The sequence below is a fragment of the Pseudarthrobacter sp. NamE2 genome, from assembly GCF_005796205.1.
Lineage (GTDB): Bacteria > Actinomycetota > Actinomycetes > Actinomycetales > Micrococcaceae > Arthrobacter.
In genome coordinates this window covers 177,435-202,907 of sequence record NZ_VAHN01000004.1, presented here as the reverse complement: position 1 = coordinate 202,907, position 25,473 = coordinate 177,435, and the positions used below count along the sequence as shown (strand labels likewise).

Below are 25,473 nucleotides of genomic sequence, written 5' to 3'. Positions count from 1 at the left end.
CCCTCCCCGGCTAGTTTTCCGCGGCAGGGACCTGCACCGTGCAGTTGGCCGCGTCGTCCACCACGTCCTCAAGGTCCCCCGTGCGGTGCAGCACCTCCAGCTGCCGGACGGCTCCAGTCCCGGTGCGCAGCAGCTCGTCGGTCAGTTCCTCCACCCGCTGCAGGTCGCCGCTGTCTTCCAGCGCGCCCCGGATATGCTCCAGCAGGGCATTGACGACAGCGAGCGCCGGTAACGGACGGCTTGTCACCGGATCGAGCAGTTCCCCGCGCAGGCCCCAACGGCCGGCCTTCCAGCCGGCCAGGCGCAGCAGGCCGGTGGGCACCGGCACGGGTTCGACGCCGGCGCGCCACTCCCGCCCGGCGGTTTCCACCAGCCCCCGGGCAATCCCGGCCAGCAGCACGGTGTTTTCCGGCCGCAGGCACACGTCCGCCAGCCGGAGCTCCACGGTGGGATAGTGCCGGGAGAGCCGGGCGTCGAAGTACACCATTCCCTCGTCCAGCGCGACGCCGGTGCTCACCATGTCGTGCACCAGCTGGTGGTACGCCTCGGGTGTCCGGAGGATGTCCAGCGGACCCGCGGTGGGCCACCGGTTCCACACCTGCGACCGGTAGCTGGCGTAACCCGTGTCCTCCCCATGCCAGAACGGGGAGTTGGCGCTGAGGGCGATCAGCACCGGCAGCCAGTTCCGGATCCGGTCCAGGACCGCCACGCCCTCCTCCTGCGACTCGATGGACACGTGGATGTGGCAGCCGCAGGTGAGCTGCTCCCGGGCGGTAATTCCGTACTCTTCGGTGATGGCTGCGAACCGCCGCAGTTTCACCGGGTGCGGATCGCTGGGCAAAGGCGAGGTGGCAAGGGCGGCCACCCGCACCCCCACATCGTCCGCGGCCTGCCGCGCGATGTTCCGCCCGGCGATGATGTCCGCCTCCAGGCCGTCCATGGTGGAATGCGGCGGGGTGACCACCTCGATCATTTCCTGCTGGAATTCCGCCGTGAGGACCGGCCCGTTCGATGACTCCAGCGGCCGGACGTACAGGTCCAGGAGCGCCCCCGCCATGGGTACCGCATCCCCGCTGCCCGGATCCACCAGGAGCAGTTCCTCCTCGACCCCGAAAGTCCGCACGCCGGGGCGCCTCGCGTCCGGGCCGCCGTCGTACCTGCCCGTGCCGGGGCGTCCTGTGCCCGGGCTTCCTGGGCCTACGCTGCCGGTGCCGTCATGTGGTGAGGTGTCCATCATCGTCGTCCTTTGTCCGTTGCATCGTTGCAAGTTCATCCCAAAAACTGGCGAGCGTTACAGCCCCGTTCATCAGGACGTCCAGCCTGACGCTTTCATCACTGTCATGCCAGTGGTCCTCCACCAGCCCCGTGCCGAAAAACAGCACCGGCGCATCCAGGATCCGGGCCAGCAGCTCCGCCGGACCGCCGCCCGCGTTGCCCATCCTGCCCACGGTGCCGGCGCTGAATCCCCGCGCCATGGCCCGTTCCAGCGCGGCAACAGCGGGATGGTCCGGCGTGCGGTATGCGTCCTGCGCTGTTTCGATGTCCGGGACCAGCGCGTGCTGGAAAGCCCCGCTGATGTTCGCATCCACCCACTGCCCCAGCAGCTCCGCCACTTTCTCCATCCGCTGCCCGGGGACGGTCCGGAAACTAAGGTCAGCCGAGGCGACGGCGGGCACGGCCGAGCGCGGCACCCCGATGGGGTCGCCGGCAATGATGGAGGTGACCTCGACGGCGGGCCGCAGCCACAACCGTTCCAGCACGCTATACCCCTCCTCGCCGGTGATGGCGCCGCTTTCGGACCGCAACAGCCAGTCCTCGTCGCTGTATGGAAGGTCGGCGAGCGCCTGCCGGAAGTCTTCCCGAACCGGTTCGACGTCGTCGTAAAAGCCGGGGATGGCGATCCTGCCGTCCTCATCGTGCAGCTGCGCCAGCAGGCGGCTGAGCTCGAATACCGGGTTGGGCGCGTTGCCGGACACCGCGCCGCTGTGGACGTCCCGCTCCGGCCCGAACACCTCCAGCTTGGCGCTCATCATGCCGCGCAGGCTGACGCAGAGGGCGGGATGGTCCTCACGCCAGAGGAGGGTGTCGGAGAACAGCACGACGTCGGCCTGGAACCTTTCCGCCTGCTCCTCCAGCAGTTTCGCGAGGTTCGGGGAGCCGCCCTCCTCCTCGCCCTCGATGAGGAACTTCAGGTTGATGGCAGGGGCCGGTGAGTGAGGGATCGTTTGGGATTTTCCTGCATTAGGTGAGAGAGCGTCGGGGTTTTGGGTGCCGAAAGTGAGAGAGCGTTGCTGAAGGTGGGTGCGGAGTCCCCAGAGGTGCGCCAGGACCTGGCCCTTGGCATCCGAGCTGCCCCTGCCGTAGAGCCTGCCCTCCCGGACCACGGGTTCAAACGGCGCGGTCTGCTCCCAGTTGTCGGGTTTGACCGCGCGGACGTCGTGGTGGCTGTAGACCAGCACGGTTGGCGCGCCGGGAACCGCGCACCACTCCGCATACACCGCGTGGGACTCCCCCGTGGGATGCACCTCAACCACGGGGAAGCCGAGTTCACGCAAGGCCCCGGCGAGCCAGTTTGCGGAGCGGAGCAGGTCCCGGATGTAGGCGGGGTCACCCAGCACCCCGGGGACACGGACCCACTCCCCCAGCTGGCGCTCTATCTCGTGCCGCTGGGAGCGGACATAGGCATGCAGGTCCGCGCCGGCGTCGTGCTTGTCCAAGTCCGCTCCCTTCCGGCCCTAGCGCGGCTGGGCCGGGTTGGTGGGAGTGCCGTGGGACGGCGGGTTGATGGGCGGACCCGGCACCTGCGCCGACTGCGGCGTGTCCGCCGCACTGGTGCTGACCTCCGGCGTGCTGGGGGCCTGCGGTCCACGCGGAACGGCACCGCCCTGCAGGTCGTGGAGCCGCTTCTCCAGGATCTGCAGGATGGGCAGCCGGTTTCCGTGCGCCTTCTCGTAGCTGACCAGGTGCGCCACGTCGGCCTCCTCCAGACCCGAAATGCGCGAGGGCAGCGTCCCGACGGGCAGGTGGTCGTAGTCCGGCAACGGAAGATCCTTGTGCTCCGGAACATCGTGTTGGGTTGCGTCAGACATATTGTTTACTCCTTACTTGATTGTGGAAAGCAGGGCGTCGCATGCCCGCTCACAGCGCCGGCAGGCTTCTGCGCAAACGCCGCAATGGTCATGCATGTCAGCGTGCTGTTCGCACTCTTCGGCGCAGGCCCTGCAAGCCGCGCGACAGGCTTCGAGCAAGGCACGGGTGACGTTTGCGTCGAACCCGGTGCGCCGGGACAGAACCTTTCCGGTGGTGATGCAAATATCTGCGCAGTCCAGGTCTGTGCGGATGCACTTGGCGAGGTCCGCCACCATGTCCTCGGCGAGGCAGGCGTCAGCGCAGCCGGTACAGGTCTGGGCGCATTCAAAGCAGGTGCTGATGCACTCGGCAAGCAACCCAAGGTCAACGTCGTCAATCTCTTTGGGATACGCCTCAAGCATGGACCGTATATGGGTCATGTTTTTTCTCCTTTGCCTTTGCTGTGGGGTCTGCATCGGGTGGCCAGCATTTACTGCTGCTCTTTGCGTTCCCCTTCCTCGGCCGCCTGCTCCAGGTCCTGGTCCGAGAGGACCCGCTGGTCAGGGTCCCCGGTGCCGCTCTGCGGGGAAAACCGAAGTTTCTCCATGTAGGGGGTGGGCTCCTTCTTCCGGTACCCTGCGAACTCTTCCGCGTAGTAGGCACGGGCCTGCTCCACATCCTTTTCGCCGGTGACGATGTCATGCATGAGGTTCAGGGCGAGACGGTTGGCTTCCTCATCGTGGCAGCGCGCGGACACTTCGCCGGCATTGAACCACACCAGCGAACTTGGGGTAGCCTCGTCCGGCTCACCGTACTTGTCCAGCACAAGTTGTGCCGCTTCCCGCGATTCGTCCGGCCACCCATCCAGGATTGCGCCTGCGCTGGCTTCGGTCATGGCCTTGCCTCCGTGGTTGAGGGCTGGGCACTGACCAGCCCTATTGATAAGTAACCTTACTTGTTTCACGCTACCGGGATCCCCGCAGTTGGTACAAGCGCCTGCAACCCTGCCTGTGCCTAGGCTGTGGCCTCGGAAGGATCAGGCTGGCCGAAGGCGGTGGTGAATACCGACTCCGACATGCGCCCCGCAATGGCATCCCAGTGGTACTTCTTCAGCAGCTCCCGCGTGTTCGCCTTCGGCCCGCGTGAAGGGTCCCGCTGGCCCAGCCGGCGGCACAGCGCGGCGAAACCGGCGGCGTCGTCCCGCAGGTGCACGATGCCCGGGAAGTCGGCCACCACATCCGGCACCCGGGTGGAAACCACGGGCAGGCCCGCTGCCAGGTACTCCAGGGTCTTGGTGGGGCTGATGGACCGCGTGGCCTCGTTCAGGGCAAACGGCATCAGCGCCACGTCCAGGCCCGCCATCGCCTGGGGCAGGTCCGCGTAGCACGTGTAGCCGTGGTAGCTGATGTTGGGTGCCTGCGGCAGGCTGGCGGGATCGATCTTGGCCACGGGCCCGTACATCTTGATGTCCCACTCGGGCAGGGCGCGGGCCAGGTCCGCCAACAGCCCGAGGTCCAGCCGCTCGTCCAGGACGCCGACGTAACCTGCCGCCGGGCGTTGGCTTGGGGTACGGCCCGACGGCGTGGGGCACCGGTAGTGCTCCGGCTCCACTCCGCTGGGGAACAGCTGGGCGTCCTTGCGGCCCTGCCGGATCATGGAGCGGTGCAGCGAGCGTCCGCCGGCAAAGACGACGTCGGCCCGACGCAGCGCCTGCCGCTGCCGCACCACCAATTCCGGCGGGGCGTCCTTGAAGGCGGCGAGGTCGTCCATGACGTCATAGACGAGGGTGGTGGGTTTCAGCGCCAGGGCCAGTTCAAGCGCGAGCGGCGTGTACAGCCACACCACGCGTTCCTTCGGCGGGCCACCCAGCAGCCCGGGGAGCTGGTCGATGTAGTCCGGCAGGACGTCGTCGAAAAAGCCCACGTGGTGGCCCTGTTCGGGGATCTCCAGCCAGGCGCGGTTCAGGCCGTCCACCTCCCGGTGATTGATGCGGTTGGGCCCCTGGAAATCCGGTGAGGGCGTGAGCGGCTCCTCCACGTACCAGGTGGAACAGCGGGATCCCAGGCGTGAGACGAGGTGCTGGGGCCGCTGCCAGACCCAGTCCCAGCGGAGGTGCGACAAGACAATCAGTTCAGTCTGCATTGACAATCCTCAATTCCATCCGGGTCTGAATGTTGGGCAGGCTGTGGCCCTGGTCCATGCCGGGCGCCTGTTCCCAGGTCCAGTGCTGCATCTGTGGTTGGTAGCCGCGCAGCCAGGTGGCTACGGGTTCGGCGAGGGTATAAGCGGGCAAGTCCTTTGACGGCGTGCCGGCCGCGGCTTTCGCGTAGGACTCGGACATGACGGACCGTTGCCGCGCCAGTTCGGCATCCAGCCAGTACACGCCCACGGGGTCAATGTGGCCGTCGCTGCGGTACAGGAGCGAGTCCCAGTCGGTGGAGTCGATGACGGGGAACCAGCAAACACCCTCCAGCGGCACGCCCATCCGCCGGGCCCGTTCGCACTGCTCCAGGACGTATTTGAACCAGCTGGCCCGGTCCGACGTATGCCCGCGGATGTTGGTCTCGGTGATCATGCACGGCAGCCGGTACCTGTCCCAGTACAGGTAGATCTGCTGGGCCAGCGGCAGCGGAAACGGGGTGTTGGGCGCGCCGCCCTTGTCATCGAAATGCCACTGGCAGTGGGCGTAGTAGTCCAGGCCGAGGACGTCGATCCGGCCCGGTTCCAGGTCCTGCAGCGCCTCTCCCCCGGCATCGGCGAGTGGCCCTGCCATGGGCCCATCGGCGTCGTACCCCCTGCCCAGGAAGCCGTCCAGTACCAGGAAGCGGCGCTCGTTGGCCATCCGGGCGTAGGCGCTGCCGGCCGTTCCTGAGCCGGTGTGGTGTTCACAGGTATCCACCCACACGTGCCGGGCACCGGGCAGCAGGTCGAGGTAGGCACGGCTGGCCTCCGCCATGGCCGGCAGCACGTTGAGGATCTGCGCCACGAAGTTGTCCAGGCCCTTCTGGTACGGGGGCCAGATGCCCTCGTGGCCTGAGAGGAAGAGCGTGGAGAAGGGCTCGTTGAACAGCGTGTACTCCTGCACCCAGGGGTAGCGCCGGGCGAATTCCTCGGTGTATCGCAGGTAAGCGTCCCGGAAGCGCGGATCCGCGAATCCGCCCTCCAGCCAGCGGGGATAACTCGTGTGGTGCACCAGGTCCACGATGGGCTGGAAGCCGTGGTCCCGCAGGTGGTGCAGGACCTTGTCCGTATCAGTCCAGTCGAAAACCCCTTCTTCCTCCTCCACCCGGTGCCAGCGGATTGGGTAGCGGAGGCGCTGTACACCTGCCTCCGTGAGCAGGCCCAGATCCTGTTTCCAGTGCACGTCGTGGGCGGTGGACTCAAAGATGTCCGTGTCATGCCGCGGCAGGTAGGTGCTTTCGAAGGCGCCGATGATCTCGATGGGGCGGTCCGGTTCGAAGGCCCGTCCGGCGCTCACGCGCCGGCTCCGGGCTGCGGGACATCCCGTGCCTGAGCTTCCGGTGCAGCGGTTCCCGGCCTGGCGGTGCCCGAGAGGTGCTCATACACCAGGTCCAGCAGCTCGGCGGCGCGGAGGTTCAGCCGCCGCGACTCGTCCAGGTCACGGTCCAGCCGCGCCACCTCGGCACGGAGTTCGGCGATGTCCGTGGCAGCCACAGCCAGCCTGAGGTTGAGCTCCTCCAGCGGGTCCAGTGTTTCATTGACGGCTCCGGTCAGGGGCTCGATCAGGGGGTCATTCATGGCAGGGCCCTCACTTTCAGTCGACGGGTCTTTGCCGCGCTTTCTTCAAGGCGCGGGGTCAGGAGTGGAACATTTTTGGCTTCCAGGCCGAGGTCCGCGAGCGCCTGCACCAGTGCCATCGGGCTTACGGCGTGGTGGAAACGGCAGCCGGCAAACGGCGGCGGCGCGGGTTCGGCTGCAAACTCCAGGTAAGCGGCTGCCGGTGCCCGCTGGTTCCGCAGCAGGTGCCCCAGCAGCGTCAGCGTGCTTTCCTGGCCCTGTTCGCTGAGCGAGTCCAGGAGCAGGCGCGCATACACGTGGAGGGGCCCGCCGCCGTCGTTCGCCAGTCTGGCCAGCGGAGCCACCTCGCGCAGATTGTTCAGGTTGACCCGCTCTGCGCGCAGGGAGCCGCCGGAATCCGCGCGGAAGGTGCGCAGCGACTCGATGGCGGGGCGGCTGTAGTCCACCGCCACCACGTGGTGCCCCTGTCCTGCGAGATGCCGGGCGTCGGTTCCGAGCCCGAAGCCCAGCTCCAGGATCCGGGAACCGCTGGGAAGTTCCCGGGCCAGCTGCTGCGCCCAGGATGAGGGAGGGCCCGGCTGTCCTTGGGCCAGCAACGCCCGGTGGTGGTCTTCCCAGTTTTCGCGGTCCCCGTCCAGGTTTCCCAGCCAGTTGTCATAGCGACGGCGGGCGGCCGGCGGAGTGACAAAGCGGAACGCGGGGTCCGGGGTGCTCCAGCCGGGGCCGTAGATGGCTGCCAGCATGGCCTCCGGCTCGGCGGGCGCTGAGAGTGCGCGGCCGTTGATGGAAAGCGTCCGCAGCGGGAGGATGGGCACCTTTTGGCTGAGCTCGCGGGCATGGAAGGTGCCGTGGAACCAGCCGCCGGTGTTGAAGTACGTGAAGATGTCCAGGTAGAACCGGTCCGTGCCGTCCTTGCCCGGGAAGAGCAACTGGAGGTGCCCCGCGGAGTGCCGGACTGTGCGGTAACCCTGGCCGTGCAGGGTCCGTTCCAGCGCGAACCCCTCCAGCGCGATGTCCGACGGGTTCTGGTGCCGGCTCAGGTATGCCAGGTCCACGTCGTCATCGCCGGGCATGACGTGCCCGTCACGGACCGGGCCCAGCAGCGTCCCGCCTGTCACAAACAGATCCAGGCCGTAGCCCTTGGCCCATTCCACCAGCGCGCAGGCCTCGTCCAGCGCCTCGTCCACAAGGTGCGCCCGCTGCCCCTCGAAGTTCCGGGCTATCCGCCCCCACTTGTTGATGATCTGCGGCATCGCGGTGCCTGGCTCCTCGAGCGAGAACCGGGCGGTTGAGGAGTCAAAGGCGACCGCCGTCGTCGGGCTTATCGCCCTGCCGTCCTGCAGCACTGTGAGCTCTGCCCAGCCGGTGAGCCTGCCGGCCAGGGCCGGCGGCCAGTCGATGACCCGGCTGCCGCCCCTGCCCGCCCTGAGATGGTCGCCGGCACGCAGGCTCCAGATCCGGCGGCCGTTCAGCAGGACGGACAGCGTTGCGTCCGCGGGGACCGGCGGCCCTGCCAGTGTCAGGGTGAACCGGTCTGCGGAGATGCTGTAGGTGGCGCCGGTTGTTTCCAGGTCCTGCGTCATGGCGACGGCACCAGGTGCGGATCGGTGGTGGGGTCCGTATAGGGAAGCCGGACGTCCACCACCTGTCCTGTCATGGCCGATGCCAGCACCTGGATGCTCGCTCCCGCTACAGCGGCGGCCGGCAGCAGTGATCCCTCATCCTCCTCGCCGAAGGCCCGCGTCCGCATGGGCGTGGCCGTCCGGCTGGGGCTGATGCAGTTCACCCGGATGCCGTCGGCGCTCCATTCGTCCGCGAGCGCCTGGGTGAGGTTGACGATGGCCGCCTTGGTGGCCGAGTAGACGGTGTAGTTCGCGCGGCCGCGGGTGTAGGAGCTGGAGGCGAACAGCGTGAGCGATCCCTTGCTCGCGTCCAGGTACCGTTGCGATTCCTGCGCCACGATGAACGCCGCGGTGAGGTTCACGTCCACGTCGTGGTGCAGCTGCTCGTCGGTCAGCCGGGCCAGCGGTCCAACGCTGAGGACCCCGGCGGTGAGGATTACGTGGTCCACCCGGCCATACGCGGCTGCAGCATCGGCAAGCGCCTGCACCACGCAATGCCGGTCCTCCACGAAGGTGCCGCTGCCGCTTCGGCTTTGCCCGACGACGAGCGCGCCTTCCGCTTCCAGCTGCTGCACCAGCTCCAGGCCGATGCCGGAGCTTGCCCCGAACACCACCACCACTTTGTTGCGGAGGCCCTCGGTACTGCCGCCGGGAAGCGCGGTTTTGTGCTTGAGCTGGAACAGCTTGTCCGCGATGTGGATGTCGATGGGCTGGGTGATCTTGATGTTGGCGTCGTCCCCGTCCACCACGAAGATGGGGACGTCCGGGCAGTACTTGAGCACTACCGAGCAGTCGTCCGTGGCGGCGAAGTCCGGGTCCTGCACGGCCCGCTCGTAGGCCTGCGCGATCACGGGCATCCGGAACGCCTGCGGGGTCTGGCCGCGGCGGAGCTTGGCCCGCGGCGGCACTGCCCGGATGAAGTTGTCCTCGTCCACCTCGACGATGGTGTCCGCGGAGGGAATGGCGGTGTCCACCGCGCCGTAGATGTCGAGTGCGCGGATGCAGGCACCGATGATGTCGGGGTCGAGCAGCGGCCGGACGGCGTCGTGGAAGATGACGTTGGCGTCCTTATCTGCGATGGCATCCAGGGCCAGCCGGGATGTCGCGCTGCGGTCCGCGCCGCCCGGGAGGATCGCGGTAATCTTGCCGCGCCCGCGTTTTTCCAGCAGCAGTTCCGCGGCCTTGGGAATGTATCCCGGCGCCATCATGACAATGATCTGGTCCACCAGCTCGCAGGACTGGAAGAGTTCTACCGTATGCTCAAGGCTGGTCCGGCCGGCGATGGGCACAAACTGCTTGGGGATGTCCAGGCCCATCCGTGCCCCGACGCCGCCGGCAAGAATGACGGCCGCATTTCGTCGGCGGGCGGTATCCTGCGGGTGCCGGGCATCGCCGGTTCCGGGCGGGAAAGAGGGTGGCTGCAGATCCATGGCTGGTCCTTTCACTACTGGGAAGCGGCTGCTATCTGCGGCCGCTGAGGGTGCCTCCTGATGGGTTGGCGGCTTGGTCAGGAACGGTGTGGCCAGGAATAACGACGGCGGCGGCGAGCCGCTGCCGGGTCTCTTCGGCTGTCACAGGGGTGCCAAAGCTGCGGTAGGTCCCCACCGGGACCACGGCGGTGACAACTGTGCGGCCATGGATCCGGATCAGGTTGTACGAGCGGGCGCCGTCGCGGCCCTGCATCTGGCCCGCAGGAAGCGCGAGATCCTGGGTGTAACTGGTGGAGGCGGCCACGGACACCGGGATGCCGGCGAAGCCCGAGAAGGCGGAACAGTGCGTGTGGCCGGACAGGATGCCGATCACGTCGCTGCCTTTCAGGACCCGGGCCAGGGGCTCCTGGTTCCGCAGCTCGGAAAGCACCGCGAGGTCCTGGACCGGCGGTACCGGCGGATGGTGGACCACCAGGAGGGTGCCGTCATCGGCCGGTGTCTCCAGCTCCCCGGCAAGCCAGCGCAGCTGGTCCCCATCGATTTCGCCGTGATGGGAACCCGGGATGGAGGAGTCCAATACCAGCACCCGCAGCCCGCCCAGGTTATAGCGACGGTCCACGGGGCCGGGCCGCGGCTCCTCGTCCAGCATCAGGCGCTGGAAGTTGGTGCGGTCATCATGGTTGCCCATGGTCCAAATGATCCTGCCCCCCATCCTGGCCGCGTAGGCATCGCAGATGGTCCTGAGCCGGCGGTAGGCCTCTTCGTTACCCTTGTCCGTCAGGTCGCCAGAGAAGATGATGGCATCCGCTTTCAGCCGGCTGGCTTCGATGGCGTCCATGACTTCCACCAGGCCAAGCTGGGGGTCCATCTCCCCGTACAGCAGCCCCTCAGCCACAAAATGCGGATCACTAACGTGCACCAGCACATGGTTGGGGGTGGGGTACTCCGCCCGGACAAGCTGCATGTGCCCCCTTTCAGCCGTGCCGCGTCCAATTCGGTCCGCAGCCAATGTGCTGACGGGCACTGCTTGCCGCCGATAAAGAACTACATAATAAGCACGCTTATGATCCCGGGGGAAGAGTCTGTGCTACCCCTTTTGGTTATGCATTGTAATTGCCCGAAAACCGGGAAATTAGGCAACACAATTGGGTCTTTTTGATTGGCCGTTGCGGGTCTACGGTGGGTTTCACGGAGCTGCCTATCCGGGGTGGCCGGCCAAGGAGGACTTTCCAATGACCTCGCACGTCGCAGACTGCAGCGTAACGAACTGTTCCTTTAACGACCACACCAACTGCAATGCTGCCGCCATCACCGTGGGCGGCGCAGAAAACCATGCGCACTGCGCCACGTTCATTGAAACGGGTGTGCACGGCGGGTTGCCCAAGGTCCTGGCCGACGTCGGAGCCTGCCAGCGCAGCGAATGCATCCACAACGACCATCTGATGTGCAAGGCGCCCGAGGTGCATGTCGGCCCAGGCCGGGACAACGCCGACTGCCTCACCTACTCGCACGCCTGACCCTTCTTCGGAACCGCATCCCTCTGCGCACCTCCGGGCACCCCGGGCGGACCGCCCGGGGTGCCTTGCTGTTCCCGGCGCCTTCCCGCATTCCGGCCGGGCACATTGGTGCGCGAGGCACCTTGGCTGGCGCCGCCGTCGTAAGTTACCCCGCTGTACAACCGGCACCAGCCCGGGTACATTCGGAAATGTGACGGGAATCATGGCCCGTTCTCCCGGCCTCCTCTGCAAGGGCCATCGAGGAGCAGCTGCTGTAGTCCAACGGCAGCGTCAAGCAGGCGCGAAAGATTCCTGACGTGGCGACATCGCATTTCCAACAATTCCTCAACCAGTCAACCGTGGCTGACCCCTCCAGCGAGTCCACCCTGGACCCGGACTGCCTCTACGGCCTGTACGTGAGCTGGGCCGAACTCCACCACGTGCGCGTGAAGTCGGACCAGGCGTTCCGCGCCGGAATGCACCGGTGCGGAGTGGACGTCAACAACTGCCACCTGCACATGTGCGGCCCTGCGGCGGCCGACTACATCCTCACCAGCTACCCTGCCGTAGCCTGATGTCCCGCGTGCACAGCCGCACCGGCACTCCGGATGTGCTGGTGTCCGGCGGACACTACATCCACTGCGGACAGCCCATGGGCACTGCCGGCGGGGAATTCCGGACCATCCAAAGCCCGTACACGGACCGGCCAATGCCGGAGACGTTGACCGTCTATTTGGCCACCCGCGTGCTCCGTTGCGAATGCGGCTTCCAGGTGGAGGTTCCGGACAACCCGCTGCCGGGATGAGCCGGTATCCGGGGATGGCACAAGCCATCGCACCGCCAACACTGTCAGGGGTGGCCTTTATGGGCTTCGAAACCGACGAACCGGAACAGCGCATCCGGCTTAAGGAAGTCATGGAGGCCGCCGACATCACCATCGGTGAGCTGTGGCTGCAGTACTTCAGCATGAGCGGCGCGGCGGGTGAGTATGAGGTCCAGGCCTACGTGGAAGGCGTCCTGTCCCTGCCTGCCACTGAACGGGAGCTGCTGGCGATGGCCGCGAACGAAATCTGCTCCGGTGCCGGCCCGGATGATGGATTGCCGTCGTAATATCCCCTCCGGCAGCCGCCCCCTTCCCCTAAGTTTTCGTCCAGGTATGCCGACCTAAACCGCCTGGAAGCCTGCATATCTGCCCAAAAACTTCCGCGCGTGGAGGGGGCACGAATTACTCTTCCCAACCGCGCCTTTCCCGCGCTAGGGTGGGCACACGACCGCCCCGGGCGTGAGCCGAGGTGTGGGCTCAAGCAGTTGGGCCTCTGGTGCCTTCCGGAGGGAAACGCGTGCGTACTAAACCCCGAACCAACCACACGATGCGGCGCGCCGCGGCCCTCCTGTCCGGGCTCGCCATCCTGGGGGCGGGTACGTCCTGCAGCGCGGACGTCCAGCGCGGATTCCTGCCCGGCGAGCGGGACACCACGGACAACACCCCCCTCATTACTGACCTGTGGGTCAACTCGTGGATCGCGGCCGTCATTATCGGCGTCATCACGTGGGGGCTGATGATCTGGGTGATCGTGGCCTACCGGCGGAGGAAAAACACCGTCGGCTTCCCGGCGCAGATGAGTTACAACCTGCCGATGGAAGTGTTCTACCTGTCCGTGCCGCTCATGATCGTCGGCGTTTTGTTCGTGTTCACGGACCGGGACCAGCGGGCCATCGACGCCCGCGATCCCGACCCTGATGTGGTAATCGACGTCCGCGGCAAGCAGTGGTCCTGGGACTTCAACTACGTCAAGGAGGACGTCCACGAGGACCCGGGCGTCCAGGCCCACCTCAACGGCGACTGGGGCACCCCGGACCGGCTCCCCACGCTGTACCTGCCGGTGGGGCGGTCGGTGGAGATTCAGGTGAACTCCCGCGACGTCCAGCACTCCTTCTGGGTGGTTGAGTTCCTGCAGAAGCGGGACATGTACCCCGGTGACAACCAGTACCACCGGTATATCAACATCACGCCCAACCGCACCGGCACCTTCACCGGCAAATGCGCCGAACTCTGCGGTGAATACCACTCCGAGATGCTCTTCAACGTCCGCGTGGTGACCCAGCAGGAATACGACAGCCACATCGCCGACCTCCGCGCACGCGGCAACACCGGCATCCTGGGCGACCAATACGACCGGAACCCCAGCCGGCCGGCCCTGGAGGCAGCACAGCAAAGGACTGAACCGTAATGACCACCACCCAGAACACGGGCACCACGTCGGCAACAGCGGCGCCGTCCACGGTCCGGCGCCCCAAAGGCAGCATCGTGGTCAACTGGATCACCTCCACGGACCACAAGACCATCGGCTACCTGTACCTCATCACGTCCTTCGTGTTCTTTGTCCTGGCCGGCCTGATGGCGCTGCTGATCCGCGCGGAGCTTTTCCAGCCCGGCATGCAGATCCTGCAGACCAAGGAGCAGTACAACCAGCTGTTCACCATGCACGGCACGGTGATGCTGCTGATGTTCGCCACCCCGCTGTTCGCCGGGTTCGCGAACGTGATCATGCCGCTGCAGATCGGGGCGCCGGACGTGGCCTTCCCCCGGTTGAACGCGTTGGCCTACTGGTTCTTCCTGTTCGGCTCCACCATCGCAACGGCCGGGTTCATCACCCCGCAGGGCGCGGCGTCCTTCGGCTGGTTCGCCTACGCCCCGCTGTCCAATACCACCTTCACTCCAGGCGTCGGCGGTGACCTGTGGGTGTTCGGGCTGGCGCTGTCCGGCTTCGGTACCATCCTGGGCTCGGTCAACTTCATCACCACCATCATTTGCATGCGCGCTCCGGGCATGACCATGTGGCGGATGCCGATCTTCACCTGGAACACGCTTATCACCGGCATCCTGGTGCTGATGGCCTTCCCGCCGCTGGCCGCCGCCCTGTTCGCGCTGGGGGCCGACAGGAAGTTCGGGGCCCATATCTTCGATCCCGCAAACGGCGGCGCCATCCTCTGGCAGCACCTGTTCTGGTTCTTCGGCCACCCTGAGGTGTACATCATCGCGCTGCCGTTCTTCGGCATCGTGTCCGAGATCTTCCCGGTGTTCAGCCGGAAGCCGCTGTTCGGGTACAAGGGCATCGTGTACGCCACCATCGCCATCGGCGCCCTTTCGGTTACTGTGTGGGCGCACCACATGTACGTGACAGGCGCCGTGTTCCTGCCGTTCTTCGCATTCATGACAATGCTGATCGCGGTGCCCACGGGCGTGAAATTCTTCAACTGGATCGGAACCATGTGGGGCGGCTCGATCACCTTTGAAACCCCCATGCTGTGGAGCATCGGGTTCCTGGCGACCTTCCTCTTCGGCGGACTCACCGGCATCATCCTGGCCTCGCCGCCGCTGGACTTCCACGTATCGGACAGCTACTTCGTGGTGGCCCACTTCCACTACGTGGTGTTCGGCACCGTGGTGTTCGCGATGTTCGCCGGGTTCTACTTCTGGTGGCCCAAGTTCACCGGCACCATGCTGAACGAGCGCCTCGGCAAGATCCACTTCTGGATGCTTTTTGTGGGCTTCCATGCGACGTTCCTGATCCAGCACTGGCTGGGCGTCCTGGGCATGCCCCGGCGGTACGCCGACTACATGCCGGAGGACAACTTCATGGCAATGAACCAGTTCTCCACCATTGGTTCCTACCTCCTGGGCGCCTCCGTGATTCCGTTCTTCTGGAACGTGTACATCACTTGGCGCACGGGCAAAAAAGTGACCGTGGACGATCCCTGGGGCTTCGGCGGCTCGCTGGAATGGGCCACCTCCTGCCCGCCCCCGCGCCACAACTTCACCTCGCTGCCGCGGATCCGCTCCGAGCGGCCGGCACTGGACCTGCACCATCCGGAGCTGAGCGTGCGGCTGCACGCACCGGTCCACGGCCCCGCGGCCGACGTGCTGGGCGCGGCGGACATCGGCGAGAAGGACGTCCGCTCCCCGAACCCCAACGAGTAACCACTTGCAGTTCGACGGCGGCGCCCGGCCAGGTGCCGCCGTTGTGCTGTTCCCGACGCAGGACATATTTCCCGATACGCAAAAGCGCCGGCGCCGCCGATACTTGGCAGCGCCGGCGGTTTTGTATACCGCAGGATTATTTGCGTATCGCGGAGTTATTCCTTGTGGAGCTTGTCCTGGACGGTGCCCGCCATCTTTTCCATGGTGTTGGGCAGTTCGGTAGTGCCGTAGAAGCGTGAGTCCGGGTGGGTGGGCGGCGGCATGGGCACGCCGGCCGGTGGCTCCGCAACGTAGCTGAACTCGCCCAGGCCGTCCGGGGTGGGACCCTTGGCCCAGGTTCCTTCGGCCGCGGCCTGGCCGTCGGAGAAGTTCCGGTACTCGTAGGCGACGTCCCGCATCTCCTTGTTGAGGGGGAAGTTGCTGGGCACCGGGAAGTTTTCGGCGCCTTCCTCCTGCAGTTCCTTCGCCGCGGCAACCCACTGGTTCTGGTGCATGGTGTCGCGCGCCAGCAGGAACGAAAGCATGTCCCGGATGCCGTGGTCATCGGTCATGTGGTACAGCCGGGCCACCTGGAGCCGGCCCTGCATCTCGGCGTTGGCGTTGGCCCAGAAGTCCGCAAGCAGGTTTCCGCTGGCGGTGATGTAGCTGCCCTGCCAGGGGTTGCCCATGCTGTCCACGGGACGGACGCCGGCTCCTGCCACGATGGCGGACTGGATGTCGGTGCCGCCAACGACTGCGGCGATGGTGGGGTCGGACTGGACGGCGTCCTCGGTGATCCCGAGCGGGGCCTTCTCCAGCAGCTGCGCGATCATGGTGGCCAGCATTTCGACGTGGCCGAATTCCTCAGCGCCGATACCGAAGAGCATGTCCCGGTACTTCCCGGGGATATGGGCGTTCCAGGCCTGGAACGAGTACTGCATGGCAACGGTGATCTCGCCGTACTGGCCGCCGAGCACCTCCTGCAGCTTCCGGGCGTAGACCGCGTCCGGCTTGTCCGGGGTGGCCTTGTATTGAAGTTCCTGCTTGTGAAAGAAAACCACGAGTATGTCCTCTCAGGCTTCGCTGCGATTGGTGGAACCGTTCAGTTCCGAGGATGCCGAACTTAGTCGGCATGCTTACTGTCCTGGGCCACCTCCTCCGGTTTTTCCAGTCGATTGCCTTTCCGGTACAGAAACAGCCCTACGGCGGCAAGCAGCACACTGAGGCCAAGGAACCCCAGGTCCCACGCCAGCGGGCCGCCGAGGTCGTCGCGGACGTGGTGGATGCCAAGCAGCTGGTGGTTCACCAGGCCCTCCACCACGTTGAACACGCCCCAGCCGGCGAGCACCAAACCACCGTGGAGCCGCCAGCCCGCGGACAGCCGCCGCTGCCTGTGGGCCCGGATGGCCAGGACGGCGGCGGCCACCACCAACACCCACATGGCACTGTGGAAGAGTCCGTCCGCCAGCGTGTTCAGTTCCAGGCCCGCCACGGTCTTCGGGTCGCCGGCCCCGGTGTGGCTGAGCATGTGGTGCCACTGCAGCAGCTGGTGCAGGACAATCCCGTCGACGAAGCCGCCCACGCCCATGCCGAACAGGAAACCCGGCGCGGCAGCACGGGGCATGGAGGCACCCGTGGCCGTGGCAGACATTTTGCGTGCCATGATGCGGCTCCCCCCTGTTGTCCGGCGCACCCGAAGGCGCCCTGTCCACTTAGTCCCTACCCGCCGTCGTACGCCCTAACCGCCGCGGCCCCCTAAAGGTGTGCCCTTGACCACGCCTGCCGGAGGTGGAAGCCTGTGAAGCACTGCGGTGGGACCTCGAGCAAAGGGGTGGCTCCTGCACGGCGCCTTCCCACTCCCGGCCAAGATTGAGGCGGCACCCTTGCTGGCAATGGTTTACCGCGGCCCGTACAAAGTCCGGGTCGAGGAAAAGGACATCCCGAAGATCGAGCACCCGAACGACGCCATTGTGCGGGTCAGCACCGGCGCCATCTGCGGCTCCGACCTGCACCTCTACCACGGCATGATGCCGGACACGCGGGTCGGCATGACATTCGGGCACGAGTTCGTGGGCAGGGTCCACGAGGTGGGCCCGTCAGTGCAGAACCTGGCCGTCGGGGACCGCGTGATGGTTCCGTTCAACGTGTACTGCGGCTCCTGCTACTTCTGCTCCCGCGGCCTCTACTCCAACTGCCACAACGTGAATCCGAACGCGACGGCGGTGGGCGGCATCTACGGCTACTCCCACACCTGCGGGGGTTACGACGGCGGCCAGGCGCAATTCGTGCGCGTCCCCTTTGCGGACGTGGGGCCTTCGAAGATTCCTGATTGGATGGACGAAGAGGACGCCGTCCTGCTCACCGACGCCCTGCCCACCGGCTACTTCGGCGCCCAGCTGGGGGACATCATGGAAGGCGACACGGTGGTGGTGTTCGGCGCCGGGCCGGTGGGCCTGTTCGCCGCCAAGTCGTCCTGGCTGATGGGCGCGGGACGGGTGATCGTGGTTGACCACCTGGAGTACCGCCTGGAAAAGGCCCGGACGTTCGCGCACGCCGAGACATACAACTTCGGCGAGTACGACGACATTGTGGTGCACCTGAAGAAGGCGACCGACTACCTGGGCGCCGACGTCGTGATCGACGCTGTGGGGGCCGAAGCGGACGGCAACTTCCTGCAGCACGTGACCGGTACCAAGCTGAAGCTGCAGGGCGGGTCCCCGGTGGCATTGAACTGGGCCATCGACTCCGTCCGCAAGGGCGGGACGGTGTCCGTGGTGGGCGCGTACGGGCCAATCTTCAGTGCCGTGAAGTTCGGCGACGCCGTCAACAAGGGCCTGACGCTGCGGATGAACCAGTGCCCGGTGAAGCGCCAGTGGCCGCGGTTGTTCGAGCACATCCGGAATGGGTACCTGAAGCCCAGCGACATCGTGACCCACCGTGTTCCCCTGGAGCACATCGCTGAGGGGTACCACATGTTCTCCGCGAAGCTGGATAACTGCATCAAGCCACTCATTGTTGCCGGCGTGTCCTGAGTCTGCGACCTGGAGGAGAAAAGCACCATGTCTGAGACAGCAACGCCGTACACCGCCGGGAAGTCCTCCGGGCGGGAGTCGGCCGAAGCCTTGCGGGCCCGCATCCCCGGGTGGGGCGTGGACCTTGACCCGGCCGACCGCCCCTCGTTCCCCCGCGAGCAGCCGGGCATCGAGACCGGGGCGCACTGGGACTTTCCGGAACGCCAGCCGGAGAACTGGCCGCGGGAAAAGTCGATCGAGCACGCCATGCTGCCGCCGGTCTTCGGAACATCCACACCCCCGGCCGGAGTCTCGGGAGCCATCCGGAAGTACGCCTACAAGTACAGCGAGGGGCGGGCCGCGCACTGGCTGCTGCTGATCGCGGCGGACCGGGTGGACGCGTGGGAGAACCACCTGAAGTCCTTTGCCAGCTTCCGTCCCGACAACCCTGTTACCCAGACAGGTGTGCTTAGCGAGTTCTCCCGGGGAGGCATCCGTTCACGGGCCGGTAAGCGGCGGGTGGACACCAACCATCAGTGGCTGGACCCGATCATGATTGGCGGGCCGTGGGTGCTGGCCGGCCTCGGTGCCGCGGCAGTGGTCCGCGCATTGGCCCGCCGCCGCTGACGTCGAGAGTTTTTGGGCAGATTCCAGGGCTTCCACGGCCTGGAAGTCGTCGTATCTGCCCAAAGAACTCCTGGGGGGTTAGGCAAGGAATGCGAGCAGGACTCCCCCGGCCGCGCCCACCAGGACCACGGCCCAGGGCGGAGCCTTCCACGCGATCAGCAGCACGAAGCAGACCAGCGCAAGGCAGAACTCTCCGGGGCCGGTGACCGCGGTGGTGAACACCGGGTTGTACAGGGCTGCTGCCAGGATCCCCACCACCGCGGAATTGGCCCCCTGCATCAGGGCCTGCGCGTGCGGCCGGGACCGGAACCTGTTCCAGAACGGCAGCACGCCGAGGAGCAGCAGGAATCCGGGCAGGAAGATCCCTGCCAGGGCAAGGGCCGCCCCGGCCACTCCGCCCGCGCCCACGCCGGCCAAAGTCCCCAGGTAGGCCGCGAAGGTGAACAGCGGCCCGGGGACAGCCTGGGCGGCCCCGTACCCGGCCAGGAACTGCTCCGACGTCACCCAGCCCGGGTCCACCACACCCGCCTGGAGCAGCGGCAGGACCACATGCCCGCCTCCGAACACCAGGGCGCCGGCGCGGTAGAACGCCTCAAAGAGCGCGACGCCGGCCGATCCGGTGGCGAGGGTTAGCGCCGGCAACCCGAGCAGCAACACCACGAACAAGGCCAGGCAGGCGGCGCCGGCCGTCCGGCTGACCGGGAACCGCATCAGTCCCGTCACACCGCCGGTGCCAGGGCGGCAGAGGACCAGGCCGGCCAGTGCGCCAATCACGATCGCGGCAATCTGCCCCAGGGAGCCGGCAAGCAGAATCGCGGCCAACGCCGCAACCACCGCTATTGAGGCTCGCTCGCGGTCCGGGGTGAGGGCTTTCGCCATCCCCCACACGGCCTGCGCCACGATGGCCACGGCCACGATCTTCAACCCGTTGAGGACTCCCTCGCCAACAGGCCCCTGGAACAGCGAAGCGCCCGCGGCGAACGCCACCAGCAGCGCGGCCGAGGGGAGCGTGAAGGCCAGGAAGGCGGCAAGAGCGCCGAACGGGCCGGCCCGGTGCAGGCCGAGGCCGAACCCCACCTGGCTGGAGGCGGGGCCGGGAAGGAACTGGCACAGTGCCACGAGGTCTGCGTATTCCTTGTCGTCAACCCACTTGCGCCGCTGCACCAGTTCGTCGCGGAAGTAGCCCAGGTGCGCCACCGGGCCGCCGAAGGACGTGAATCCCAGCTTTAGGAATACTCTGAAAACTTCACTGACGGAGCCACGGGCCGAATCGCGGGCAGGAGCTGCGCCGGCGTCCGTCACAGGGCCGCTTCCAGTGGTCCGGCGGGCATCAGAGGGGTCACGGGAGACCATTATGCCGCTACATCAACAATCGCCGATGTGGCGGCATAACGGTTTTCGGGGATGGAACCGGTTGCGTGGGGGTTACGCATCGGCCGGTTCCGCGCGGTGGGGGATCACCACGTTGTCTGCCGCCTTAGCGGCGGCGGGATAAAGGGCCAGCAGCAGGCCAAGCCCGACGGCGGCCCCTGCCAGCTGCGCCAGGATGAATGCGGGAACAGATCCGGGCGCGATCCCGGCGAAGGTGTCGCTGAAGATACGGCCCACCGTCACTGCCGGGTTGGCAAAGGACGTGGAGGACGTGAACCAGTAGGCGGCACCGATGTAGGCGCCCACAGCGGGCGCGGCGAGCGCACCGCGGGAGGTGTTGGCCAGGGCGAAAATGAGCAGGACAAGTCCCGCGGTGGCCACCACCTCGCCCAGAAGATGCCCGCCACTGAGGCGGTCCTTGGCGGAGAAGGAGGTCCCGACGTCGAACATCGCGTTGGCCAGGACGCTGCCCCCGATGGCTCCGGCCACCTGGGCGGCCGCGTAGGTGACCACTTCCGGAAGCGTGAGGCCCGCTCCCCTGCGGCGTCCAAGCACCCAGTCCGCGAGCGAAACCACGGGATTGAAGTGCGCGCCGCTGACGGGGCCCAGCATCAGGATCAGGACAGCGAGCCCCAGCACGGTGGCGGTGCTGTTCTGGAGCAGTTGCATCCCCACATCTGCCGGAGACAGCTGCTGGGCCATGATTCCGGAACCCACCACGACGGCGACCAGGAGGCCGGTGCCAAGCAGCTCGGCCAGGGCGCGGCGCCACAGGGCGGGTTGGGGCTGTGTCATGGAACCACCTTGACCCACATCAGTTATCTCAGTCAAACTTGAGGCAATGAAAGTTGAACAAAACGCCGCTTTCCGGCAGCGGGTGGCCATGCACGCTGCCCTGGCCGATGCCGCGCGCCTGCGCATCGTTGACCTGCTGGCGCTTGGCGACCTCTCGCCGTCGGAACTGCAGGCGGAGCTGGGGATGCCATCCAACCTGCTTTCCCACCACCTGCGCACGCTGGAAGAAGCCGGACTTGTGGCCCGCCAGCGCTCCGAGGCGGACCGGCGGCGCAGCTACATCCACCTGGTCCGCGGTCGCCTCGACCACCTGATGCCGGGGATGGAACACAGGGCCCGGCGCGTCCTGTTCGTCTGCACCCGCAACAGCGCCCGCTCCCAGCTCGCCGCCGCACTCTGGCGGCAGGCCAGCGCCGTCCCTTCTGAATCCGCCGGGACGCATCCCGCAGGCAGGATCGCCGGCGGTGCCCTGGCCGTGGCGGCCCGCCGCGGCCTTCCCCTGCCGGAGGTCGCACCGCAACGGCTGGACCAGGTGCAGGCCGAGGGCGACTTTGTGGTGACGGTCTGCGACAACGCCCACGAGGAGGTCCCGGGCCTCCAGGCCGTCCACTGGTCCATTCCGGACCCCGTCCGGGTGGGTACGCCCGCCGCATTCGATAGTGCCTACGAACTGCTTTCCCACCGCGTGGCCGACCTCGCGCCGCGGCTGGTCGCCGCCTAAACCAACACACCTAAAAGCCAGGAGAATCGCATGACCACCGAAGCAGCCAGGAAGCCCTCCGTCCTCTTTGTCTGCGTCCACAACGCCGGACGCTCCCAGATGGCTGCCGCATTCCTGACGTCCCTGGCCAAAGGCGCTGTGGAAGTCCGTTCCGCAGGGTCCCAGCCCGCGGACAAGGTCAACCCGGCCGCCGTCAAGGCGATGGCGGAGGTGGGCATCGACATGTCCGCGGAGGTCCCCAAGATCCTCACCACCGAGGCCGTCAAGGAGTCCGACGTGGTAATCACCATGGGCTGCGGTGACGAGTGCCCGTACTTCCCGGGCAAGCGCTACGAGGACTGGGTGCTGGAAGATCCGGCCGGAAAGGGCGTAGAGTCAGTCCGCCCCATCCGCGACGAAATCAGGACCCGGATCGAGTCCCTGATCACCGAACTGGTGCCCGCACAGCACCCGGACGCCCAGTAACTTCCCAGGAGAGATGCCATGACGGACCAGCAGCTCATCATCATCGGATCCGGCCCCGCGGGCTACACCGCAGCCATCTACGCCGCCCGGGCCGGGCTGGAACCGCTGGTGCTCGCCGGCTCGGTCACCGCGGGCGGTGCGTTGATGAACACCACCGAGGTGGAGAACTTCCCCGGCTTCCCCGGCGGCATCCAGGGACCGGAGCTGATGGACGGGCTGCAGGAGCAGGCTGAGAAGTTCGGCGCCAAGGTGGTGTTCGACGACGTCACGTCAGTGGACCTGAAAGGCCACCTGAAAAAGGTGGTCACCGGCGGCGGCGAGACCCATCAGGCCCCGGCCGTCATCCTGGCCACCGGCTCCGCCTACAAGGAACTGGGCCTGCCCGAGGAGAAGAAGTTTTCAGGGCACGGCGTCTCCTGGTGCGCCACCTGCGACGGCTTCTTCTTCCGCGAACAGGACATCATCGTGGTAGGCGGCGGCGATTCCGCCATGGAGGAAGCAACCTTCCTGACACGCTTCGGAAAGTCCGTGACCGTCGTCGTACGCCGCGGGGAACTGCGCGCCTCGCGGATCATGGCGCAGCGGGCCAAGGATAACCCCAAGATCAGCTTCGCCTGGAACTCCGCAGTCACCGCCATCCACGGCGACGGCAAGGTGACGGGCGCGACCCTGACCGACACCCGTTCCGGCGAGAGCCGGCACCACCCGGCGACCGGCATTTTCGTGGCCATCGGACACGTGCCGCGGACGGAACTCGTTGCGGGGCAGGTGGACCTGGACGAGGACGGATACATCAAGGTGGACTCCCCCACCACCGTTACCAACCTCTCCGGTGTTTTCGCCTGCGGCGACGCCGTGGACCACCGCTACCGCCAGGCCATCACGGCTGCCGGAACCGGGTGCGCTGCCGCCCTTGACGCCGAGCGCTACCTCGCCGCCCTGGCCGACGCAGACAGCATCGCCACGGCGTTAGTCGAAGAACCCACGCACAGCTGACCTGCCGATACAGAAAAAACACCCTGCTGAAACACTGCGGCAACCTCGCCACGGCAAGCTGTGCCTACGGGGACACAACAGCAGGAGGCATCCCATGGAGGCACAAGGAATAAGCACGGCCCAACTCCGCGTCGGAGACAACATCGAGGCCTGGCACAGGGGCAGGCTGTTCCACCGGGGCCGGGTGACCGGCGTGGTTCCGGCCCTGGAACTGTTCTGGATCCTGGACGCGAGGACCGGCACCCGCAAGCTGCTGGATCCCGAAGCCCTGGAAATCCGGCACGTGGACGAGCCTGCGGAAACAGCCAGCCGGCTGGAACCCGCTTAGACCCGGGGCAGCGGGGGTACGGTACGTGCTGAGTCTGCTGTTGCGGCAGTAACCCACATGTAAGGAGCACACCGTGATTGGATTCATCGTTGCCGGCCTGATCATCGGGGCACTGGCCCGCCTCATCAAACCGGGTAAGCAGAACCTGGGCCTGGTCGCCACCCTCCTGCTGGGCCTTGCCGGCTCGGTGATCGGCGGAGTGGTGGCGTCGCTGCTGGGCACGGGCGATATTTTCGAGCTGAATGTCCTGGGCTTCATCGTGGCCGTCATCGCCTCGGTGCTCCTGGTGGGCACCGCCGAGGCAGTCGTCGGCCGACGCCGGTCCGTCCACCGCTAGCCACAGGAAAATCCCCGACGCCGGCACTTCCCACCCGCCCCCTGGCGGCGTGAGACTGTGCCGGCGTCGGAGATTTTCTACGCCCGGTCCTGGTAGACGTCCGGGATGCCGTCCTGGTCCGCGTCCACCTTCTCCCGTTCCTCCTCCTGCCGGTACTGGCGGTTCCTGGTCTTGAGCACCGCCGTGGCCAGCAGCGCCGCAAGCAGGGACGCGGCGAGGATGCCCACCTTGGCGTGGTCGTCGTGCAGGCTGCCATGGCCGAAGCTGAGTTCGGCCACCAGCAAGGACACAGTGAAGCCGATGCCGGCCAGCAGCGCCACACCAAAGATGTCGATCCACTTGAAGGAGCTGTCCAGGGTTGCCCGCGTGGCCTTCGTCAGGACCCAGGTGGTGCCCAGGATGCCGATCGGCTTGCCGAGCACCAGGCCCGCGATGATGCCCAGGGCCACCGGATCCGCCAGGGCTGAAACCAGTCCCTCCCAGCCGCCCACGGCCACGCCCGCCGAGAAGAAGGCGAAGATGGGAACCGCAATGCCGGCGGAAATGGGCCGGAAGCGGTGCTCGAAGATTTCCGCCAGGCCCGGGCCGGCCTGCGGACCGCCGCCGGCCTGGGAGCGGAATACGGGAATGGCGAAACCGAGCAGGACACCGGCCACGGTGGCGTGGATGCCGGATGCATGGACCAGGGCCCAGGTGACAACTCCCAGCGGCAGCAGGATCAGCCAGGCGCTGGCCGCGTGCAGGCCGAAGAAGTGGCGGTATTTGTGCGCCAGGAACGCATAGACAGCCAGCGGAACCAGGGCAAGCAGCAACGGCTCGACGTGCAGGTCGCTGGTGTAGAAGAACGCGATGATGCTGATGGCAATGAGGTCATCCACCACGGCCAGGGTCAGGAGGAAAATGCGCAGGGCGCTGGGCAGGTGTGAACCGATGATGGCCAGGACGGCCACCGCGAACGCGATGTCTGTTGCGGTGGGAATCGCCCAGCCGCGCAGCGTCTCCGGGCTGGTGAGATTGACGACCACGTAAATCACCGCCGGGACAACCACGCCACCTGCGGCGGCAGCCACGGGGACGATGGACTTCCTGATGTCCCGCAGGTCTCCGGCCACAAATTCGCGTTTGAGTTCCAGGCCCACCAGGAAAAAGAAGATGGCCAGCAGTCCATCCGCCGCCCAAGCGCCCAGGCTCAGTTCCAGGTGCCAGGGTTCGTAGCCCACCTTGAAGTCGCGCAGCGCGAAGTAGCTGTCAGCTGCCGGTGAGTTGGCCCAGACCAGGGCGATGATTGCGGCAGACACCAGCAGGGCACCGCCCACGGTTTCCTTGCGGAGGATTTCCCCGATCCGCAGCGCTTCGGCGTAGGAGCCCCGCCCGAAAACGGTTGATGGCCGGGAAGATGGCGGCGTGGAGTTCATAAAGTGCGTCCTCAAATCCGGAGTCGACAAAACAATGCCGACCAGACTTCCCGGCGCACCTCGTTCCATA

At 66.5% G+C, this 25,473-nt stretch carries 29 protein-coding genes; 13 read left to right on the top strand and 16 right to left on the bottom strand.

Annotated elements, in window-relative coordinates; all coding sequences use genetic code 11:
* Window positions 1-10: 10 nt before the first annotated feature.
* The 11 genes from FDW83_RS07255 to FDW83_RS07205 form a co-directional block, all read right to left on the bottom strand.
* The gene (locus FDW83_RS07255; protein WP_138136982.1) at window positions 11-1,234 is read right to left on the bottom strand and encodes a glutamate--cysteine ligase; all 1,224 of its coding nucleotides are present in this window, start codon (window positions 1,232-1,234) and stop codon (window positions 11-13) included.
* Entirely contained in the window at window positions 1,215-2,717 is a 1,503-nt protein-coding gene (locus FDW83_RS07250) for a M20/M25/M40 family metallo-hydrolase (protein ID WP_138136980.1), read from the bottom strand. The genes FDW83_RS07255 and FDW83_RS07250 overlap by 20 nt, the downstream gene beginning before the upstream one ends.
* An 18-nt stretch (window positions 2,718-2,735) precedes the next feature.
* Window positions 2,736-3,089, bottom strand: coding sequence for a hypothetical protein (locus FDW83_RS07245; protein ID WP_138136978.1), 354 nt, complete (start codon window positions 3,087-3,089; stop codon window positions 2,736-2,738).
* A 12-nt stretch (window positions 3,090-3,101) separates the two neighbouring features.
* Window positions 3,102-3,509, bottom strand: coding sequence for a four-helix bundle copper-binding protein (locus FDW83_RS07240; RefSeq protein WP_138136976.1), 408 nt, complete (start codon window positions 3,507-3,509; stop codon window positions 3,102-3,104).
* A gap of 50 nt (window positions 3,510-3,559) precedes the next feature.
* Window positions 3,560-3,964, bottom strand: a complete 405-nt coding sequence (locus tag FDW83_RS07235) for a hypothetical protein (RefSeq protein ID WP_138136974.1) — start codon at window positions 3,962-3,964, stop codon at window positions 3,560-3,562.
* 119 nt (window positions 3,965-4,083) lie between these two features.
* Complete coding sequence (locus tag FDW83_RS07230) at window positions 4,084-5,211, bottom strand: glycosyltransferase (RefSeq protein ID WP_138136972.1); 1,128 nt, start codon at window positions 5,209-5,211, stop codon at window positions 4,084-4,086.
* A complete protein-coding gene (locus FDW83_RS07225) occupies window positions 5,201-6,547 on the bottom strand; it encodes a family 1 glycosylhydrolase (RefSeq protein ID WP_138136970.1) in 1,347 nt (448 codons plus the stop codon). Before FDW83_RS07225 ends, FDW83_RS07230 begins: the two co-directional genes overlap by 11 nt.
* Window positions 6,544-6,828, bottom strand: a complete 285-nt coding sequence (locus tag FDW83_RS07220; protein ID WP_138136968.1) for a DUF6752 domain-containing protein — start codon at window positions 6,826-6,828, stop codon at window positions 6,544-6,546. The genes FDW83_RS07225 and FDW83_RS07220 overlap by 4 nt, the downstream gene beginning before the upstream one ends.
* On the bottom strand, window positions 6,825-8,411 hold the full coding sequence (locus FDW83_RS07215; protein ID WP_138136966.1) for a class I SAM-dependent methyltransferase: 1,587 nt from the start codon (window positions 8,409-8,411) through the stop codon (window positions 6,825-6,827). The genes FDW83_RS07220 and FDW83_RS07215 overlap by 4 nt, the downstream gene beginning before the upstream one ends.
* On the bottom strand, window positions 8,408-9,880 hold the full coding sequence (locus tag FDW83_RS07210; protein ID WP_138136964.1) for a bifunctional cytidylyltransferase/SDR family oxidoreductase: 1,473 nt from the start codon (window positions 9,878-9,880) through the stop codon (window positions 8,408-8,410). Before FDW83_RS07210 ends, FDW83_RS07215 begins: the two co-directional genes overlap by 4 nt.
* A 31-nt stretch (window positions 9,881-9,911) precedes the next feature.
* Complete coding sequence (locus tag FDW83_RS07205) at window positions 9,912-10,844, bottom strand: metallophosphoesterase (RefSeq protein ID WP_138136962.1); 933 nt, start codon at window positions 10,842-10,844, stop codon at window positions 9,912-9,914.
* A gap of 268 nt (window positions 10,845-11,112) precedes the next feature.
* Between FDW83_RS07205 and FDW83_RS07200 the strand changes: the two genes are divergently transcribed.
* From FDW83_RS07200 to ctaD, 6 genes are all read left to right on the top strand, one after another.
* Complete coding sequence (locus FDW83_RS07200; protein WP_138136960.1) at window positions 11,113-11,397, top strand: DUF1540 domain-containing protein; 285 nt, start codon at window positions 11,113-11,115, stop codon at window positions 11,395-11,397.
* Between the two features lie 296 nt (window positions 11,398-11,693).
* The gene (locus FDW83_RS07195; RefSeq protein WP_138136958.1) at window positions 11,694-11,951 is read left to right on the top strand and encodes a hypothetical protein; all 258 of its coding nucleotides are present in this window, start codon (window positions 11,694-11,696) and stop codon (window positions 11,949-11,951) included.
* 8 nt (window positions 11,952-11,959) lie between these two features.
* Window positions 11,960-12,181, top strand: a complete 222-nt coding sequence (locus FDW83_RS07190; protein WP_138136956.1) for a hypothetical protein — start codon at window positions 11,960-11,962, stop codon at window positions 12,179-12,181.
* A gap of 14 nt (window positions 12,182-12,195) precedes the next feature.
* Complete coding sequence (locus tag FDW83_RS07185) at window positions 12,196-12,486, top strand: hypothetical protein (RefSeq protein WP_138136954.1); 291 nt, start codon at window positions 12,196-12,198, stop codon at window positions 12,484-12,486.
* A 230-nt stretch (window positions 12,487-12,716) separates the two neighbouring features.
* Window positions 12,717-13,607: a cytochrome c oxidase subunit II gene (locus FDW83_RS07180; protein ID WP_370281171.1), complete on the top strand. Its 891-nt coding sequence runs from the start codon at window positions 12,717-12,719 to the stop codon at window positions 13,605-13,607.
* On the top strand, window positions 13,607-15,358 hold the full coding sequence (gene ctaD, locus FDW83_RS07175; protein ID WP_138136952.1) for a cytochrome c oxidase subunit I: 1,752 nt from the start codon (window positions 13,607-13,609) through the stop codon (window positions 15,356-15,358). The genes FDW83_RS07180 and ctaD overlap by 1 nt, the downstream gene beginning before the upstream one ends.
* 155 nt (window positions 15,359-15,513) lie before the next feature.
* Here the strand turns inward: ctaD and FDW83_RS07170 are convergent, their stop codons facing one another.
* Both FDW83_RS07170 and FDW83_RS07165 read right to left on the bottom strand, forming a co-directional pair.
* On the bottom strand, window positions 15,514-16,398 hold the full coding sequence (locus FDW83_RS07170; RefSeq protein WP_138136950.1) for a manganese catalase family protein: 885 nt from the start codon (window positions 16,396-16,398) through the stop codon (window positions 15,514-15,516).
* Between the two features lie 62 nt (window positions 16,399-16,460).
* A complete protein-coding gene (locus tag FDW83_RS07165) occupies window positions 16,461-17,000 on the bottom strand; it encodes a DUF2243 domain-containing protein (protein WP_138136948.1) in 540 nt (179 codons plus the stop codon).
* Between the two features lie 229 nt (window positions 17,001-17,229).
* Between FDW83_RS07165 and FDW83_RS07160 the strand changes: the two genes are divergently transcribed.
* Window positions 17,230-18,369, top strand: a complete 1,140-nt coding sequence (locus FDW83_RS07160) for a zinc-dependent alcohol dehydrogenase (RefSeq protein WP_370281172.1) — start codon at window positions 17,230-17,232, stop codon at window positions 18,367-18,369.
* 27 nt (window positions 18,370-18,396) lie between these two features.
* Window positions 18,397-18,975, top strand: a complete 579-nt coding sequence (locus FDW83_RS07155; protein ID WP_138136944.1) for a hypothetical protein — start codon at window positions 18,397-18,399, stop codon at window positions 18,973-18,975.
* Between the two features lie 78 nt (window positions 18,976-19,053).
* On the opposite strand, the gene chrA is transcribed toward FDW83_RS07155, so the two are convergent.
* Together chrA and FDW83_RS07145 are read right to left on the bottom strand one after the other, a co-directional pair.
* Entirely contained in the window at window positions 19,054-20,328 is a 1,275-nt protein-coding gene (gene chrA / locus FDW83_RS07150) for a chromate efflux transporter (protein ID WP_138136942.1), read from the bottom strand.
* Between the two features lie 72 nt (window positions 20,329-20,400).
* Window positions 20,401-21,141 (bottom strand): MIP/aquaporin family protein, encoded by a 741-nt coding sequence (locus FDW83_RS07145; RefSeq protein ID WP_138136940.1) that lies wholly within the window; start codon window positions 21,139-21,141, stop codon window positions 20,401-20,403.
* Between the two features lie 46 nt (window positions 21,142-21,187).
* Here FDW83_RS07145 and FDW83_RS07140 point away from each other — a divergent pair, with 46 nt between their 5' ends.
* From FDW83_RS07140 to FDW83_RS07120, 5 genes are all read left to right on the top strand, one after another.
* The gene (locus FDW83_RS07140; protein ID WP_138136938.1) at window positions 21,188-21,862 is read left to right on the top strand and encodes a metalloregulator ArsR/SmtB family transcription factor; all 675 of its coding nucleotides are present in this window, start codon (window positions 21,188-21,190) and stop codon (window positions 21,860-21,862) included.
* Between the two features lie 30 nt (window positions 21,863-21,892).
* Complete coding sequence (locus tag FDW83_RS07135) at window positions 21,893-22,327, top strand: arsenate reductase ArsC (RefSeq protein WP_138136936.1); 435 nt, start codon at window positions 21,893-21,895, stop codon at window positions 22,325-22,327.
* Window positions 22,328-22,345: 18 nt separating this feature from the next.
* Window positions 22,346-23,323, top strand: coding sequence for a thioredoxin-disulfide reductase (gene trxB, locus FDW83_RS07130; RefSeq protein WP_138136934.1), 978 nt, complete (start codon window positions 22,346-22,348; stop codon window positions 23,321-23,323).
* Window positions 23,324-23,417: 94 nt separating this feature from the next.
* Window positions 23,418-23,651, top strand: coding sequence for a hypothetical protein (locus FDW83_RS07125; protein WP_138136932.1), 234 nt, complete (start codon window positions 23,418-23,420; stop codon window positions 23,649-23,651).
* A gap of 73 nt (window positions 23,652-23,724) precedes the next feature.
* Window positions 23,725-23,988 (top strand): GlsB/YeaQ/YmgE family stress response membrane protein, encoded by a 264-nt coding sequence (locus FDW83_RS07120; protein ID WP_138136930.1) that lies wholly within the window; start codon window positions 23,725-23,727, stop codon window positions 23,986-23,988.
* Window positions 23,989-24,065: 77 nt separating this feature from the next.
* Here the strand turns inward: FDW83_RS07120 and nhaA are convergent, their stop codons facing one another.
* Window positions 24,066-25,403 (bottom strand): Na+/H+ antiporter NhaA, encoded by a 1,338-nt coding sequence (nhaA, locus tag FDW83_RS07115; RefSeq protein ID WP_138136928.1) that lies wholly within the window; start codon window positions 25,401-25,403, stop codon window positions 24,066-24,068.
* Between the last annotated feature and the right edge of the window lie 70 nt (window positions 25,404-25,473).